General features: G+C 64.7%; 15 protein-coding genes and 1 pseudogene. 4 read left to right on the plus strand and 12 right to left on the minus strand.

The window, feature by feature from the left end:
- The first annotated feature begins 40 nt into the window (after positions 1–40).
- Together ACODS4_RS03970 and ACODS4_RS03975 are read left to right on the plus strand one after the other, a co-directional pair.
- Positions 41–559, plus strand: coding sequence for a hypothetical protein (locus ACODS4_RS03970; RefSeq protein WP_488860935.1), 519 nt, complete (start codon positions 41–43; stop codon positions 557–559).
- 224 nt (positions 560–783) lie between these two features.
- Positions 784–1,200 carry a transposase gene (locus tag ACODS4_RS03975; RefSeq protein ID WP_488860994.1) on the plus strand — a complete coding sequence of 139 codons (417 nt, stop codon included), beginning with the start codon at positions 784–786 and terminating at the stop codon, positions 1,198–1,200.
- Between the two features lie 40 nt (positions 1,201–1,240).
- On the opposite strand, the gene ACODS4_RS03980 is transcribed toward ACODS4_RS03975, so the two are convergent.
- The 8 genes and pseudogenes from ACODS4_RS03980 to ACODS4_RS04015 all read right to left on the minus strand — a co-directional run.
- Entirely contained in the window at positions 1,241–2,083 is an 843-nt protein-coding gene (locus tag ACODS4_RS03980; protein ID WP_488860937.1) for an HTD2 family dehydratase, read from the minus strand.
- A 13-nt stretch (positions 2,084–2,096) separates the two neighbouring features.
- Positions 2,097–3,053, minus strand: coding sequence for a D-2-hydroxyacid dehydrogenase (locus ACODS4_RS03985; RefSeq protein WP_488860939.1), 957 nt, complete (start codon positions 3,051–3,053; stop codon positions 2,097–2,099).
- A gap of 31 nt (positions 3,054–3,084) precedes the next feature.
- The gene (locus ACODS4_RS03990) at positions 3,085–4,365 is read right to left on the minus strand and encodes a glycerate kinase type-2 family protein (RefSeq protein ID WP_488860941.1); all 1,281 of its coding nucleotides are present in this window, start codon (positions 4,363–4,365) and stop codon (positions 3,085–3,087) included.
- A 55-nt stretch (positions 4,366–4,420) separates the two neighbouring features.
- Positions 4,421–5,956: a citrate lyase subunit alpha gene (citF, locus tag ACODS4_RS03995; RefSeq protein ID WP_488860943.1), complete on the minus strand. Its 1,536-nt coding sequence runs from the start codon at positions 5,954–5,956 to the stop codon at positions 4,421–4,423.
- Between the two features lie 44 nt (positions 5,957–6,000).
- The gene (locus ACODS4_RS04000) at positions 6,001–6,900 is read right to left on the minus strand and encodes an HpcH/HpaI aldolase/citrate lyase family protein (RefSeq protein WP_488860996.1); all 900 of its coding nucleotides are present in this window, start codon (positions 6,898–6,900) and stop codon (positions 6,001–6,003) included.
- Positions 6,901–6,935: 35 nt separating this feature from the next.
- Positions 6,936–7,751, minus strand: coding sequence for an N-acyl homoserine lactonase family protein (locus ACODS4_RS04005; protein WP_488860945.1), 816 nt, complete (start codon positions 7,749–7,751; stop codon positions 6,936–6,938).
- Between the two features lie 19 nt (positions 7,752–7,770).
- On the minus strand, positions 7,771–8,475 hold the full coding sequence (locus tag ACODS4_RS04010; protein ID WP_488860947.1) for an MFS transporter: 705 nt from the start codon (positions 8,473–8,475) through the stop codon (positions 7,771–7,773).
- A gap of 61 nt (positions 8,476–8,536) precedes the next feature.
- Positions 8,537–8,962: pseudogene (locus tag ACODS4_RS04015) on the minus strand (MFS transporter); the annotation flags it as partial.
- On the opposite strand from ACODS4_RS04015, the gene ACODS4_RS04020 reads away from it, so the two are divergent.
- Positions 8,895–9,110, plus strand: a complete 216-nt coding sequence (locus tag ACODS4_RS04020; RefSeq protein WP_488860949.1) for a hypothetical protein — start codon at positions 8,895–8,897, stop codon at positions 9,108–9,110. The pseudogene ACODS4_RS04015 and the gene ACODS4_RS04020 overlap by 68 nt on opposite strands.
- A gap of 113 nt (positions 9,111–9,223) precedes the next feature.
- Here the strand turns inward: ACODS4_RS04020 and ACODS4_RS04025 are convergent, their stop codons facing one another.
- From ACODS4_RS04025 to ACODS4_RS04040, 4 genes are all read right to left on the minus strand, one after another.
- A complete protein-coding gene (locus ACODS4_RS04025; RefSeq protein WP_488860951.1) occupies positions 9,224–10,522 on the minus strand; it encodes a TRAP transporter large permease in 1,299 nt (432 codons plus the stop codon).
- A gap of 12 nt (positions 10,523–10,534) precedes the next feature.
- The gene (locus ACODS4_RS04030; protein WP_488860953.1) at positions 10,535–11,131 is read right to left on the minus strand and encodes a TRAP transporter small permease; all 597 of its coding nucleotides are present in this window, start codon (positions 11,129–11,131) and stop codon (positions 10,535–10,537) included.
- A gap of 83 nt (positions 11,132–11,214) precedes the next feature.
- Positions 11,215–12,234: a TRAP transporter substrate-binding protein gene (locus ACODS4_RS04035; protein WP_488860955.1), complete on the minus strand. Its 1,020-nt coding sequence runs from the start codon at positions 12,232–12,234 to the stop codon at positions 11,215–11,217.
- Between the two features lie 72 nt (positions 12,235–12,306).
- Positions 12,307–13,323 (minus strand): TRAP transporter substrate-binding protein, encoded by a 1,017-nt coding sequence (locus ACODS4_RS04040; protein WP_488860957.1) that lies wholly within the window; start codon positions 13,321–13,323, stop codon positions 12,307–12,309.
- 343 nt (positions 13,324–13,666) lie between these two features.
- Here ACODS4_RS04040 and ACODS4_RS04045 point away from each other — a divergent pair, with 343 nt between their 5' ends.
- Positions 13,667–14,563 (plus strand): LysR substrate-binding domain-containing protein, encoded by an 897-nt coding sequence (locus ACODS4_RS04045; RefSeq protein WP_488860959.1) that lies wholly within the window; start codon positions 13,667–13,669, stop codon positions 14,561–14,563.
- Positions 14,564–14,593: the final 30 nt, after the last annotated feature.

Raw genomic sequence — 14,593 nt, forward strand, 5'->3', positions numbered from 1 at the left:
GGCAGACGTATTTTATCGGTCATTCAAAAGGGATCGAACCATGGTCACCGTTCAATCTACAACCTGCGCCGACCTGCGTCACTTCCTGATCGTGGAGATGGCCATAGCCGGAACCGTCAATGGTGTGATCATGGCGGTTATCGCATGGCTTGTCTTTTCCGGGCACGAGCCGGTGCCTGTCTGGGGAGTCGATGGTCTGGTCTTTGACTTGCTGCCCAGTTCCGCCTTGCCGGTGTTCACAATGGCGCTGATCCTGCCGGCCGTGTTGCGCAAACGCCTCAGCAAGGGGGAGCGGCTTCCGGCGTACGATTGGAGCGACCTGGATGATTGGAGTCGTGCGCTTCCCAAGGGTGTCGTCGCCCTGGCGTTTGTCTTAGGGATCGTCTGGGCCGCCCTCTTCGTTCCGGTCGGAACAGCCATGCTGTGGATTTCCGGTTGGAGCACAGTGTCCCAATGGTCAACTGTGCTGGGCAAAGCATTGTTCGGTGTGCTTCTAGGAGCCAGCGCAGCACCATTCATCATACTGTCGACTCTGGCCCGATTGAACGTAAGCCGCTGAAGTAGAATAAATGAACCGCGCCGGGATTGTCGGCGGCTATTGTTCGTGAGTCACGCGGCTACTGGCATGGTCTCCCTGTCGGCATAATAACGTCGCTCGGCCTCGGCTGGCGGAATATTTCCTATGGGTTCGAGCAGGCGCCTGTTGTTGAACCAATCGACCCATTCGAGAGAACCAGGCGGACCGCCCGTGACCGGATTTCCGGGGAAAATTTGTTCGTTGTCTTGCTCATCGTCGCTCCATCCTCTCAGGAGTGGGAGCCGCTGACAATCCCGGCGCGGTTCATTCCTGGCGTCGGTGAACTGACCGCCGCCATGCTCCTGATCGAAATGCCGGAGCTCGGCGCCATGGACACCAAGCAGGCCGCCAGCCCCGCCGGACTTGCTCCCATGACCCAGGCGTCCGGACACTGGAAAGGAAAAGACCACATCCGTGGTGGAAGAGCAGGACTGCGCAGCGCCCTCTATATGCCAGCTCTGGCTGCCACCCGGTTCAACCCCGATCTCAAAGCGCTCGACACCCGCCTGACCGATGCCGGGAAGCCAGCCAAACTCGCCATCACCGCCGTCATGCGGAAGCTCGTCACCATCGCCAACGCACTCCTCCGAAAAGGAACAGCCTGGCAACAGAAAACAGCTTGATCAAAACGGATACTCTCCACTTTTCACAGGCCACTCCAACTCACCCCGCGTCCAGTTCGGCGGACATGGCGACGAAGCCCTCATGATCCGTAACCCACATCCGCGCGCCGGATGCGGTTGGCGCCGCGCACACGGTCAAGGGATGAATGTCGAACAAGGGCCGTTTCGCCCGGAAGCGGAAGCCCGTAATCCACGTCCCCGGCTTATGGCGCAGATACAGATCGACCAACAAGGTGGCGCTGAGAGGGCCGTGGAAGACCAACCCCGGATAACCCTCGACCTTGCGGCAATAGCTGCGGTCGTAATGGATGCGATGGCCGTTGAAGGTCAGCGCCGAATAGCGGAACAACAGCACCGGATCAGGAACAAGCGACCGCTTCCAGATCGGTTCCTCGGCAGGCCGCTCTCCCGCTGGGGGCGGGTCGTCGGGCTTGGCCGCCTCGCGATACACGATGTCGTGGATTTCGGTCACGGCGGGGCCGGTGGCGGTGGCGATCTCGTGCCGGACCTTCACAAACACCATCTGGCCCGAGCGGCCCTGTTTCAGCTCGACGTCGTCAATGACAGATTGGCGGCTGATGGCCTCGCCGCTGCGGATGGGGTGATGGAAGGACAGGCGGCCCCCCGCCCACATGCGGCGAGGCAGATCCACCGGGGGAAGAAAACCGCCCTTGTGGGCGTGGCCGTCCCCGGCCAGATCGCGTTGCGGCGCGCTCGGCAGGAAGTACAACCAATGGCCAAGCGGCGGCACCTCGCCCGCGCGCCAGGGCGGGGCGTCATGGTCCAGCGTCGCCGCCAGCCCGGTCAAAGGGGCCTGGGTGGCGATGTCCTCAGCGCGCTCCGAGCGACCAATCCAATTCCGCAATTCCTCAAAACGCGTCATGCCGTCCCCTCTGTCAGGAAATCGCATTGACCATCCGTCCGGTCAGATAACCGACGAGGTTTTCCTCGGCGATCGCCATCATGCGCCGCCGGGCCTCAATGGTCGACCACGCCATATGGGGCGTGACGATGCAGTTGCGCGCGGTCAGCAGCGGGTTGTCCGGGCGCGGCGGCTCCTCGCACAGCACATCGAGCGCGGCCCCGGCGATGCGACCGGCGTTCAACGCATCGGCCAAATCCTGTTCCACGATCAACGGCCCGCGCGAGGTGTTCAACAGCAGGGCCGTGCGTTTCATCCTGGCGATGGCCGTGCTGTCGATCATGCCCCGGTTGGAGTCGAACAGGGGGCAATGGAGGCTGATGACGTCGGATTCGGCGTACAGGCGATCAAGCTCCACACAGCGCAGCGTTTCGCTTTCCAAACTCCGATCCGGGTGGGCGTCAAACGCCAGCACGGACATGCCAAGCGCCTGCCCCACCCGGGCAAAGGCCTGCCCGATCCGCCCGAAACCAACCACGCCCAGAGCCTTGCCGTTCAACTCGATGGACGGGGCCAGCCAATAGCACCAGTCGGGCGAGCGCGCCCAACCACCCGCCCGCACGTCGTCGCTGTGCCGCCCGACGTGATGGCACAGTTCCAACAGCAGCGCCGTGGCGTATTGCGCCACCGACGCCGTGCCGTAGGTCGGAATGTTGCAGACGGTAACGCCATGGTCCCGCGCCGCCGCCACATCCACGATGTTGTAGCCGGTCGCCAGAACGCAGACAAAGCGCAGCGCCGGGCAGCGATCGAACACCGACCGCGTCAGCGGAGTCTTGTTGGTGAAGACCACGGCGGCGTCGCCGATCCGCTCCACGATCTGGTCAGCGGCGGTGCGGTCGTACACGGTCAGATCGCCGTGCCGTTCGATGCCGCTCCAACTCAGATCGCCCGGATTCAGGGTCCAGCCATCAAGCACCACGATGTTCATGAGCGTGTCCTTAGCAAGAGGATCGCCGCCCTCAGGGGCGGTCGATCAGAATGGCGCGAAAATCGTTCACGTTGGTCAGGGTCGGCCCGGTGACGAGGCTGTCGCCCAAGGCCCCGAAATAACCGTGCCCGTCATTGTCGGCCAAACGGTCCTTGGGGTTCAGCCCAAGCGCCCAGCCCCGCCGCAGGCTGTCGGGGCCGAGAGTGGCTCCGGCGATCTCCTCGACGCCGTCCACCCCGTCGGTGTCCGCCGCCAGGGCGTGGATGCGGGGATGCCCGTCAACAGCGACGCCGAAGGCCAACAGGAACTCCACATTGCGGCCGCCCCGCCCCTGCCCGCGCACGGTCACGGTGGTTTCCCCGCCGGAGAGCAGGACGCACGGCGCGGCGAACGGCTGGTCCCGCTTGGCCACATGCAGGGCGATTCCCGCCAGCGTGGTCCCGACGTCCTTGGCCTCCCCCTCGATGGCGTCCCCCAGAATGTGGACGGGATAGCCCGCCGCCCGCGCAACGGCGGCGGCGGCCTCCAACGCCATGGCCGGGGTGGCGATCATGCGGGTTTCGCTGCGGGCAAGACGCGGGTCGCCCGGCTTGACGCTTTCCCCTCGCCCGCTTTCCAAAGCCGCCCGCACCCGTGGCGGAGCATCGATGGCGAAACGGTCGAGGATGGCCAGGGCGTCGGCGCAGGTGGTGGCGTCGGCCACCGTCGGCCCGGACGCGATGTCGCCCGGATGGTCGCCCGGCACGTCGGACATCAGCAGGGTGACGACCCGCGCGGGATGGCAGGCCGCCGCCAACCGCCCGCCCTTGATGGCGGACAGGTGACGCCGAACGCAGTTGATCTCCGAAATCGTCGCCCCGGATCGCAGCAGCGCGCGACTGACCGCCTGTTTGTCCTCCAGCGTCACCCCGTCGAGCGGCAGAGCCAACAGGGCCGATCCGCCGCCGGAAATCAGACAGAGCACGGTGTCGTCCGCCGTCAGCCCGCGCACCGTCTCCATCATCCGCCGGGCGGCGTCCAGACCCGCCGCGTCCGGGACCGGATGGGCCGCCTCGGCAATCTCGATGCGGTCGCACGGAACCGCGTAGCCATAGCGCGTCACCACCAGGCCCGACAGGGGGCCGGGCCAATGGGTTTCGACCGCGCGGGCCATCGAGGCGGACGCCTTGCCCGCGCCGATCACCACCAGCCGCCCCTTGGGCGGTTCCGGCAGATGCGGCGGCAGGCAATGGTTGGGCTGGGCGGCGTTCACCGCCGCGTCGAACAGGCGCCGCAGCAGCGCGCGGGGGGAATCGGCAAGCGGGGCGGTCATGATCGGATGGATCCGTCGTCGGTCAGTCGGAGGGAGCGCGTCGATGCCGGATTCGTCAACCGGGGTTGGCGCGGATGACGTCGATCACCGTGCCATCCCGATATTGCCCAACGGCGAGAATCCGGCCCTCCGCCGGGTTGACCGACGGCGGCGTCACGCCTTCGCGCAGGGATGCCTTGTGTTGAAGCTCGTCGATGGACACGACCGGCAACCCGGCGTCGCGCAGCCGCTCGCGCAGATCCTCCCGCCGGGGATTGACGGCGATGCCCGCCTCGGTCACGACGGCGTCGATGGTTTCGCCAGGGGTGGTGACGAAGGACACCCGTTCAACGATCTTGGGATGGGTGTTCGTCGCCAGCGACGTTGTCACCAAGGCCAGCTTGGCCCCCGCCGCCGTGTCGCTGTGGCCGCCGGAACCGCCCAGGATGACGCCGTTGTTGCCAAGCGTGACGTTGACGTTGAAATCCAGATCGACCTCCGCCGCGCCCAGCATCATGGCGTCGAGCTGGTTGACGACCGCCCCGCAGGTGTGGGGGTTGCCGTATTGCGAGGCCGACATGGATTGATGGGCCGGGTTGCGGCGGTAGGAATCGACCGCCTTCAGATCGAAACATTGGACATCGAACAGGGTGCGGAACAGCCCGGCCTCCAGCATGTCCACCAGGGTTCCGGTGATGCCGCCCGCCGCAAAGCTTCCCACAATGCCCCGTTCGGTCATGATGGCTTTCAGCGTGTCGGCGACGGCCAACGACACGCCGCCAGCGCCCATCTGAAAGGAAAACCCGTCCTTCAACAGGCCGGACGCGTCGATCACCACCGCCGCCATCGCCGCAATCGCCTTGCCCTCCGGCTTGGTGGTGACGCGGGTGATGCCCGACACGATGCGCTGCGGGTCGCCGATGCTGTCGATGGGCACGACGAAATCGACGTCCTCCTGCGAGATGTCGATGGGACAGGCCGGGTAGGGAACGAGATGGTCGGTGATGGCCACCACCCGGTCGGCGCAGCGCGCGTCCACCATCGGATAGCCCAGGGCGCCGCAGGCCGATTTGCCCTGCACGCCGTTGATGTTGCCATAGGGGTCCGCCGTGGGGGCGGCGACAAAGGCGACGTCGATGCAGATGTCGCCCGCCTCCAACGCCCGCGCCCGCCCGCCATGGGTCAACAGAACCGCCGGTGTCGGCAGCGCCCCGGCGGCGATCGCCTCGGCGACGGGGCCGAGGATGTAGGTGGCGCTGATGCCGCTGACAACCCCGTTGCGGATGTGATCGGCCAAGGGGGCATGGACCGGAAACAGCGAGGTCGCGGCGACCGTGATGTCGCGGAATCCCATCGCCGCGATCTCCGCCATCACCGCGCGCAGCACATCGTCGCCGTTGCGCAGATGGTGGTGGAACGACACCGTGGCCCCGTCCTTCAGACCGCAGGCTTCGATGGCCGCCCGGATGGAGGGCAGCAGCTTTGTCTGTCCGGGACGGACGGCCTGCCGGGTTACGGACCGCCGGGTGGCCGGACCCAAACGGGCGAAGGCCCCGGCGAACGGTTCGACCGGCCCATAGCCCTCGATGAAAGCCGGAACGGAACGGATCATGGGTGGTTTCCTTCGGCTGTGTCTGTGGCGGGCCTGGGATGGCGTCAGGCGGTTCCGTCCGCCGCGTCGCCGTCGGCGGAGGCGGCGCTCAGGATGCGTTCGGCCAGTTTCAGATGGGGACCATCCAACATCCGACCGTCCAGGGTGAGAACGCCGTTTTGCGGGTTGCCCGCGAACAGGTCCCGCACCGCGCGCGCCCAGGCGACGCGGTCCGGCGACGGGGTGAACAGCGCGGCCACCGGGTCGATCTGATCGGGGTGGATGCATTGCTTGCCGGAAAAGCCGTCGCTGACCGCCGCAGCGGTTTCGGCCAACAGGGCGTCGGGCGCGCGCGTGTCGGGGAAGGGCGTGTCGATGGCCGGAACCCCGGCGGCGGCGGCGGCGGTGAGCAGAGCGGCGCGCGCCGCCGCAATGGGCGCGGTCCATCGCCCGTCGGGACGCCTCGGCGCGATGCCGAAATCAGCGGACAGATCCTCCGCCCCGAACAGCAAGGCGCGCAAACGGGGCGTCACCCCCCGGTAGTGGAGGTTTTGCAGCGCCAGGGCGGATTCGGTGGCCAGCGCCCAAACACCAATGCCGCCAACCGTCCGCCCCGCCGCCGTTTCCAGCGCCTCCAAATGATGGTCGAGCCGCCGCAGATCCTCCGGCCCGTTGCATTTGGGCAGCAGGATCGCGTCCGGCCCGGCGGCGACCACCGCCGCCAGATCAGACAGATGCCACGGCGTGCCATAGGGGTTGACGCGCACGATCAAACCCGGACGCTCCCCTGACCGCTGCCGATGGCCGGTGATCGCCGCCGCTGCCGAAAGGCGCGCCGCCTCCTTGGCGGACACCGCGACGCTGTCCTCAAGATCGAGGATCACGGCGTCCGCCGCCGAGGCCAGCGCCTTGCTGATTTTCCGTTCCGAATCCGCCGGAGCGAACAGCGGGTTTCGCAATCTCATCACGCCCTCACACTCTTGTCATTCTGCGGCACGCGTCAATCCAGCCGGATCGTCAAACCGTCCGGATCTTCGGCAACCCGTGGATGGCGCGCCATCACCAGCGGATCATGACCGGGAATGACCAAGGACGGATCGGACGACAAACGGCGCAAGCGGTCATAGCCGTCCAGCAGGGCCGGAAGATTGGTGACGAGCGGAAACACCTCGTTCCGTTCCAGATGACGGTAATAATGGCAGGCGTCGGACGCCAGCACCAGCCAGCCACGGCGCGTGTTGACCCGGACGAACTGCAAACCGGCGGTGTGGCCCGCCGCCAGATGAACCGATACCCCAGGGGCAAGCGTATCATCGCCGTCGTGGAAGGCGACGCGCCCCTTGAAGACATTGCGCACCAGTTCCACCACATCCTCGGGTTCGTAGGCCGCGCACAGGCAGCGGCGCCGCATCATCCGCCCGGTGGCGAAGGCCATTTCCTTGTCCTGGATGTGGAAAGTGGCGTTTGGGAAGAGCGCGTAGTTGCCGACATGATCGTAGTGGAGGTGCGTCACGATGACGTCCGTCACCCGGCCTGGATCCACCCCCAGCCGCGCCAACCCTTCCCCCGGGCAGCGCAGGAAGGTTCGGCGACGACGCTCCCCGACCGCGCGGGTGAAGCCCATGTCGATGACGATGGCCGTCGCGCCGGACCGGATCACCCACACGAAGTAATCCATGTCCACGGCCGGGTCGTGGGGATCGCTGCCCAGAAAGATGTCGGTCGAGGGGCGACCTTTCAATTCGGCGTATTTGACCGCGTACACCTCGTATTCCGGCAAGCCGGTCCGGGTGGCGGCATCGAAAGCGGGGGTCATGGCGCGTTGTCCTCACGCATCAGGAATGAACGGGGCTGTTGGTCGCAAGACCCGGCGACGGCCGGGACACCCGCCAGATCAGCAGGACGCCGATGGTCGCGCAGACGGCGATGGACCCCAGCCCCCCTTCAAACCCGCCAAAGCGGTCGCGGAACTGCCCCATGATGGTCGGTTGGATGAAACCCGACAGATTGCCCACCGCGTTGATGGCGGCGATGCCCGCCGCAAAGGCCGCACGCGGCAGGACGGTGGGCGGGAGCGACCAGAACAGCGGCAGGGCGGAGAAAATACCGGCGCTCGCCACGCACAGAAACACCAGCTTCACGACCAGCGTGCTGGAAAACGCCGTGCCGATCAGACCGACAATGGACAGCAGCACCGCCCCACAGATGTGACGGCGGCGTTCGCCCAGCCGGTCGGACCGCGCGCCCCACAGGATCATGGCGATCCCGGCGCAGGCGAAGGGGAGCGCGGAAAGCAGACCGACCGTCAGCTTGGAGCCGCCGAACCCGGACACGATTTGCGGCATGAAAAAGCTGAGGCCGTAGTTGATCCCGGTCAGGCCGAGCCACGCCACCGCCAACAGCAGAACCGCCGGGGTGCGGATCACACGCCACAGGCCGACATGCGCGACGGGCGCGCCCTCGTTCTGCGCCAGAGCCTTGCCCAACCAAGCCCTTGCCCAACCAAGCCCGCTCGTCGTCCGCCAACCAATCGCAGTCATCGGGCTTGTCAGACAGCACGACATAGACGACCGGGGCCAGCAGGATGGCCGGAAGCGCTTCGATGAGGAACAGCCATTGCCAGCCATGCAGACCCCAAACCCCATCCATCCCCAGGATCAGCCCGGACACCGGCGAGCCGATGACGCTGGCCACCGGCATGGCGGCCATGAACGCGCCGATGAAGCGACCGCGATAGGCGGGCGGAACCCAATGGGTCAGGAAGAAGATGATGCCCGGGAAGAACCCGGCTTCCGCCGCGCCCAACAGCAAGCGCACCGTGTAAAAGCTGGTGGGGCCTTGCACAAAGGCGGTTCCCGCCGACAGCACGCCCCACGTCACCATGATCCGCGCGATCCACAGCCGCGCGCCGTAGCGCTCCAGCGCCAGATTCGACGGAACCTCCGCCAGGACGTAGGTGATGAAAAACAATCCCGCACCAAAACCGAATTGGGCGGCGGACAGCCCGATATCCACGTTCATCGTCAACGCCGCGAACCCGACATTGACGCGATCAAGAAATGATATGACAAAACACACAAACAGAATGGGCAAAAACCGCCTGGTGATTTTTGCCATTGTTCTTGTGGAAACGGAATCGTCCATTGTTTTTCCTCCCGATCCGAACGTCATGTGACGCGATTGGATGATTTGTTTGTTTTTCCAGCAATCATCGTCCAATCGGGCATGGGTTCAAGTTCCGGTTCGCGATTGCCGCCATCTCCATCCGGGATGGCGGCGTCCGCAGGCTCACATCATCCCGAGCGTCCGGGGCAACCACAGCGACAGAATGGGCGCGTAGGTGATGAGAACGAGAAAGCCCAGCATCGCCAGCAACCACGGCCACACCGCCACCGTCAGTTCGGTGATGCCCATCTTGGTGATGCCGCTGGCGACGTAGAGGTTGAGGCCGACTGGCGGGTGGCACATGCCAACCTCCATGTTGACCACCATGATGATGCCGAAATGGACCGGATCGACGCCCAACGTCACCGCCACCGGGAACAGAATCGGGGCCATGATGAGAACGATGGAGGACGGCTCCATGAAATTGCCCGCCATCAGCAGCAACAGATTGGTCACGAGCAGAAAGGCGATGACGCCAAAGCCCTGCGCGACGATCCAATCGGCGACGTGCTGCGGAATGTTTTCCGACGTCAGGACGAAGGAGAACAGCACGGCGTTGGTGATGATGTAGAGCAGCATCGCCGACATGTTGGCCGATGACAACAGCACCTTGGGCACCCCCATCAACGGCATGTCCTTGTAGACGAACACCGCGATGACGAAGGCGTAGACCGCGCTCGTCGCCGCCGCTTCGGTCGGGGTGAACGCCCCGGTGTAGATGCCGCCAATGACGATGACGATCAGCAACAGGCCCCAGATCGCGTCACGAAACGCGCGCCAGCGTTCCCCGGCGCTGGCCTTGGGCATGCGCGGATAGCCGAACTTGCGCGCCCGATGCCAGGTCACGCCACCCAACAGCGCCGCCAGCATCAAACCGGGAATCACCCCGGCCATGAACAATTGCCCGACAGACGCCGAATGTTGGCTGCCGCTGGTCGCCACCGAATACATGATCATCACGATTGAGGGCGGAATCAGAATGCCCAGCGCGCCTGACGTGGTGATGACGCCCGCGCCGAAGTGGCGCGGGAAACCCTGCCGCACCATGGCGGGCAAAATGATGGAACCGATGGCCACAACCGTCGCCGGGCTGGATCCCGACACCGCCGCGAACAGCGCGCAACCAAGAACACCAGCCAACCCCAAGCCGCCATGCCAATGGCCAACCATCGACGTGGCAAACAGAATCATCCGGCGGGCGACGCCGCCGTGCGTCAGGAAATTTCCCGCCAGAATGAAGAACGGGATCGCCATGATCTCGAACTTCTCGATGCCGGTGAACAGCTTCAGCGCCACCGCCTGCACCGGAACCTCGGTCATGGTGAAGAGGAAGGTCAGAACGGTCAGACCCAGCGAAATGGAAATCGGCATGCCGGTCAGCATCAGGACCAGCAACAGGCCAAAAATGACGGCGGCGCTCATGGCGTGGCCCCTTTAGGAACGGGTGGTGTCGGTGGGCGATGGGGTGGCGACGCCAACCGGCGGCGCGTCCCCGTCCTCCAGTCCGTCAACATGGCCGTGATCGTGATGCGGCAACGCGCCGGTGCGCAGAAAGGCGGCCATGACCTGGAGAAAGCGGAAGCACATCAGATAGGATCCCAACGGGATCGCCAGATAGACGATCCACATCGGCCATTCCAGATCGGCCGAGGTCTGCTCGGTCTGCGCCATGTGCCAGACGAAATTGGCCCCCAGGGACCCGACGGCGCCGGTGAACAACGCCCCCGCCAGCAGACCGATCACGATGAAACGGCCCCGCGCGGCGGGTTCCAGCCGGTTGATGACCACATCGACGCCAACATGAATCCCGGTGCGCACGCCATAGGCCGCCCCGAATTTGGCCATCCACACGAACATGTAGATGCACAACTCCTGCGCCCAGGCGAAATCCCAATGCAGGATGTAATTCTGGATGACCGGCAGACCCGAGGCGTAACGGTGAACCACCGCCACAAAGATGATCGTGGTCGCGGCCCCCATCAGCGTCGCAATGAGGATTTCCTCCAGGCGATTAAGACATTTCAAAAACATGAAAACTCCGTGGCGCGGCATGGCGCAGCCGGTTGGAACAGAACGGAGGGGGGGAAGCGCCGCTCCCCCCGGGGCACGCCGGATCAGAAGGTCGAGGGATCGAATCCGGTCGCCTTGTAGATGCTCTGGATCAGCACGTCGCCGACGCGGGCCGCCATCATCTTGTGAACCGGCAGCAGCGCTTTTTTCAAACCGGCCTTTTCCTGGGGCGTCAGTTCGACGATGTCGGTTTTGCCCGATTTGCGGATGGCGTCGAGCGCCGCGTCGTCGTCCTGCTTGGCGATGCTGTTGAAATAGGCCGTGGTGTCCTTGATCGCGGCGGTCAGCACCCCGCGCAGATCGGCGGGCAATTCATCCCAAAAGCGCTTGTTGGTCAGCAGAAGGTAGCCGTGATAGCCATGGTTGGTGATGGTCAGCGCCTTCTGCACCTCGTGGAACTTCTGGGTGTAGATGTTGGAAAAGGGGTTTTCCTGCCCATCGACCACGCCGGTCTGCAACGCCTGATACACTTCGGAGAAGGCCAGCACCTGCGGCAGGGCGTTCAGCGCGCGCATTTGCGCGTCCAGAACCTTGGACGATTGGATGCGCAGCTTCAGACCCTTGAAGTCCTCCGGCATCCGCAGCGGCCGGTTGGCGGTCATTTGCTTGAAGGAATTGTCCCAAAAGGCCAGGCCGGTGATGCCACGGGATTCGGCCTTTTTCAAAAGCTCCTGCCCGATGGGGCCTTGTGTGACCGCCTGGGCGTCGCTCATGCTGTCGAAGAGATAAGGCAGATCGAAAACCTCGAACTCCCGCAGCCCCATCGATCCCAGCTTGGCGTAAGCGGGGGCGAGCAACTGCACCGCGCCCAACTGCAGGGCTTCGATCTCCTCCTTGTCCTTGTAAAGCTGGCTGTTCGGGTACACCTCGACCACAACGCGCCCGCCGGTTCGCTCCTCGACCAACTTTTTGAAATAATCGGCGGCCTTTCCCTTTGGCGCGTCGGCGGTCACGACATGGCTGAATTTGATGGTGACGCGGTCCTGGGCAACCGCCGGAAGCGCCATGGCTCCCAAGGCGACAGCTCCCAGAATGACGGCGTGCGACAGCGAACGAAGGAACATGATGATGCCCCCCTGATGAATGGGACTGTGTGTGGGATCGCAACGGACGACGCGGCGCTGCCGCGCAACGTCTCATGGCGCGAGGAAGCCGGTTTCCTTGTGGATGGCCTGGATCAGATCGCGGCCCACCCGCTGCCCCATGTCCACATGCACCGGCGTCAGAGCCTTGCGCCAGGCGGCTTCCTGATCAGGCGTCAGGGTGTGGTAGGTCGATTTGCCCGATGCCTTCATCGCCGCCAGCGCGTTGTCGTTGTCGGTCCGGGCGATCTGGTTGACATAGGCGGTGGCGTCCCGCATCGCCCCTTCCAGAATCGTCCGGACATCCGGCGGCAAGCCTTCCCAGAAGGTCTTGTTCACGATCACCGCGTAGCCGATGTACCCATGGTTCGACAGCGTCGTGTGCTTTTGAACCTCGTCGATCTTTTGGGTCAACTGGTTGGACGGGGTGTTTTCCGTGCCATCGACCACGCCGGTTTGCATGGCCTGATACACTTCGGAAAAGGCCATCACCTGCGGCAGCGCGCCCAGGGCGCGGAACTGCGCCTCCAGCACCTTGGACGACTGGATGCGCATCTTCAGACCTTTGAAATCCTCCGGCATCAGCAAGGGACGGTTGGCGCTCATCAGCTTGAACCCGTTGTCCCAATAGGCCAAACCAATGATCCCCTTGGATTCCAGCTTTTTCAGCAGCGTCCGCCCGATCGGGCCTTCCGTCACCTTGCGCAGCGCTTCGGTGTTCGGGAAGATGTAGGGGAGGTCGAACACCTCGAATTCCTTGGCGCCGAGGGGGCCGAATTTCGACAAGGCGGGGGCCAGCATCTGCACCGCTCCCAGTTGAAGCGCCTCGATCTCCTCCTTGTCCTTGTAAAGCTGGCTGTTGGGGTAGACCTCGACCTTCACCTTGCCGCCGGAACGCGCCTCGGCCAACTCCTTGAACGTCTCCGCTCCTTTCCCCTTCGGGGTGTCCGGCGTGACGACGTGGCTGAATTTGATGACGATGGGCGATTGCTGCGCCGCAGCCCCTCCGGGGATCAGCGCCAACGACGATGCGCCAATGGTCAAGGCCATCAGCCAAGACTGAATCTTCATGCATTCCTCCCAAATCGGTCCATGGATTGGCGGCGGTGCGCAACACCACGCCGATCCCGCCGGGCGAACCGGTGTCGATTGTTCTTTTTGCGGATGATCGGCGACGTCTTCGATAAGGCCACGCCACCCGACCCGGCGGAATCACTGTTTGGGAACGCGCGACATCGCGTTTGGCGATGACGGCGGATCAGCGGCGCACAGCCATCGCTGTTGACGATGCCATTCGCCCCGAATGGCGAATTGCATGATGGCAAAGACGGGGACACGATGGCTCGACGCGCGTTGTGCCCGGCCCTCGCCGTCGCCTGAACGCACCGCGCGGCGACCGGCAGGGAGGCTCAACATGGTGCGCCACGATCTTTTGACGCTTCAACTGTTCACGACCGTAGCGGAATGCGGGAACATCGCCCAAGCCTCGGCGCTGCACAACATCGCGGCGTCGGCGGTCAGCAAGCGGATCGCCGATCTGGAATACGGGATGGGCGTGCCCCTGCTCTACCGCCGCCATAGGGGGGTCGCCTTGACGCCGGCGGGCGAGGTCCTGTTGCGCCACGCCCGCGCCATCACGCAGATGACCGAACGCATGTCCGCCGACATGAGCGAATTCGCCAGCGGCGTGCGCGGGCATGTCCGCATCGCCGCCAACATCTCCGCCATCGCGCAATTCCTGCCCGACGATCTGGCCAGCTTCGTCAACGCCAACCCCGATGTGCGGATCGAGCTGCGGGAGGAAAACAGCGACACCATCCTTTCTCTGGTGCGCGACGGTTTGGCCGATCTGGGCATCTACAACGGCGTCATGCCCGCCGACGACCTGGAAACCCTGTCCTACCGCCGGGATCGCCTGGTCGTCATCGTGCCTTGCGGCCACGCGCTGGACGGGGCGGACTCCGTCGATTTCGCCCATGTGCTCGACCATGATCTGGTCGGTCTGCAAACCGGCAGTTCGCTGCAAGCGATGTTCCGGGCGAAGGCCGCCGAGCTTGGGCGCAGCGTCCGCGTGCGGGTGGAGGCCATGAGCTTTGACGGGGTGCGGCGGATGGTGCGCGCCGGGTTGGGCATCGCGATCCTGCCCGATGGGGCCGCCCTGCCCTACGCCGAAACCTCGCGTTTGGCCGTGGTTCCCCTGGCCGAACCATGGGCGGCGCGCGAAATCCGCATCGCCGCGCGCGAGATGTCCAGCCTGCCCAAGGTGGTGCGCGTCCTGATCGACCATTTGCGGGGGCAAAGCGCCGAGTGATCCCCCGCCACGGGACCAACCGCGCGCCTC

The sequence above is a fragment of the Azospirillum sp. FG154 genome (genome assembly GCF_057809575.1).

Excerpts from the sequence above, each read along its gene's own strand:
- ACODS4_RS04035 (WP_488860955.1), bottom strand. The coding sequence starts at position 12,234 with ATGTTCCTTCGTTCGCTGTCGCACGCCGTCATTCTGGGAGCTGTCGCC.
- citF (WP_488860943.1), bottom strand. The coding sequence starts at position 5,956 with ATGATCCGTTCCGTTCCGGCTTTCATCGAGGGCTATGGGCCGGTCGAA.
- ACODS4_RS04010 (WP_488860947.1), bottom strand. The coding sequence starts at position 8,475 with ATGACTGCGATTGGTTGGCGGACGACGAGCGGGCTTGGTTGGGCAAGG.
- ACODS4_RS03970 (WP_488860935.1), top strand. The coding sequence starts at position 41 with ATGGTCACCGTTCAATCTACAACCTGCGCCGACCTGCGTCACTTCCTG.
- ACODS4_RS03980 (WP_488860937.1), bottom strand. The coding sequence starts at position 2,083 with ATGACGCGTTTTGAGGAATTGCGGAATTGGATTGGTCGCTCGGAGCGC.
- ACODS4_RS04005 (WP_488860945.1), bottom strand. The coding sequence starts at position 7,751 with ATGACCCCCGCTTTCGATGCCGCCACCCGGACCGGCTTGCCGGAATAC.
- ACODS4_RS04030 (WP_488860953.1), bottom strand. The coding sequence starts at position 11,131 with ATGTTTTTGAAATGTCTTAATCGCCTGGAGGAAATCCTCATTGCGACG.
- ACODS4_RS04020 (WP_488860949.1), top strand. The coding sequence starts at position 8,895 with ATGAAAAACAATCCCGCACCAAAACCGAATTGGGCGGCGGACAGCCCG.
- ACODS4_RS03985 (WP_488860939.1), bottom strand. The coding sequence starts at position 3,053 with ATGAACATCGTGGTGCTTGATGGCTGGACCCTGAATCCGGGCGATCTG.
- ACODS4_RS04045 (WP_488860959.1), top strand. The coding sequence starts at position 13,667 with ATGGTGCGCCACGATCTTTTGACGCTTCAACTGTTCACGACCGTAGCG.
- ACODS4_RS04025 (WP_488860951.1), bottom strand. The coding sequence starts at position 10,522 with ATGAGCGCCGCCGTCATTTTTGGCCTGTTGCTGGTCCTGATGCTGACC.
- ACODS4_RS04000 (WP_488860996.1), bottom strand. The coding sequence starts at position 6,900 with ATGAGATTGCGAAACCCGCTGTTCGCTCCGGCGGATTCGGAACGGAAA.
- ACODS4_RS03990 (WP_488860941.1), bottom strand. The coding sequence starts at position 4,365 with ATGACCGCCCCGCTTGCCGATTCCCCCCGCGCGCTGCTGCGGCGCCTG.
- ACODS4_RS04040 (WP_488860957.1), bottom strand. The coding sequence starts at position 13,323 with ATGAAGATTCAGTCTTGGCTGATGGCCTTGACCATTGGCGCATCGTCG.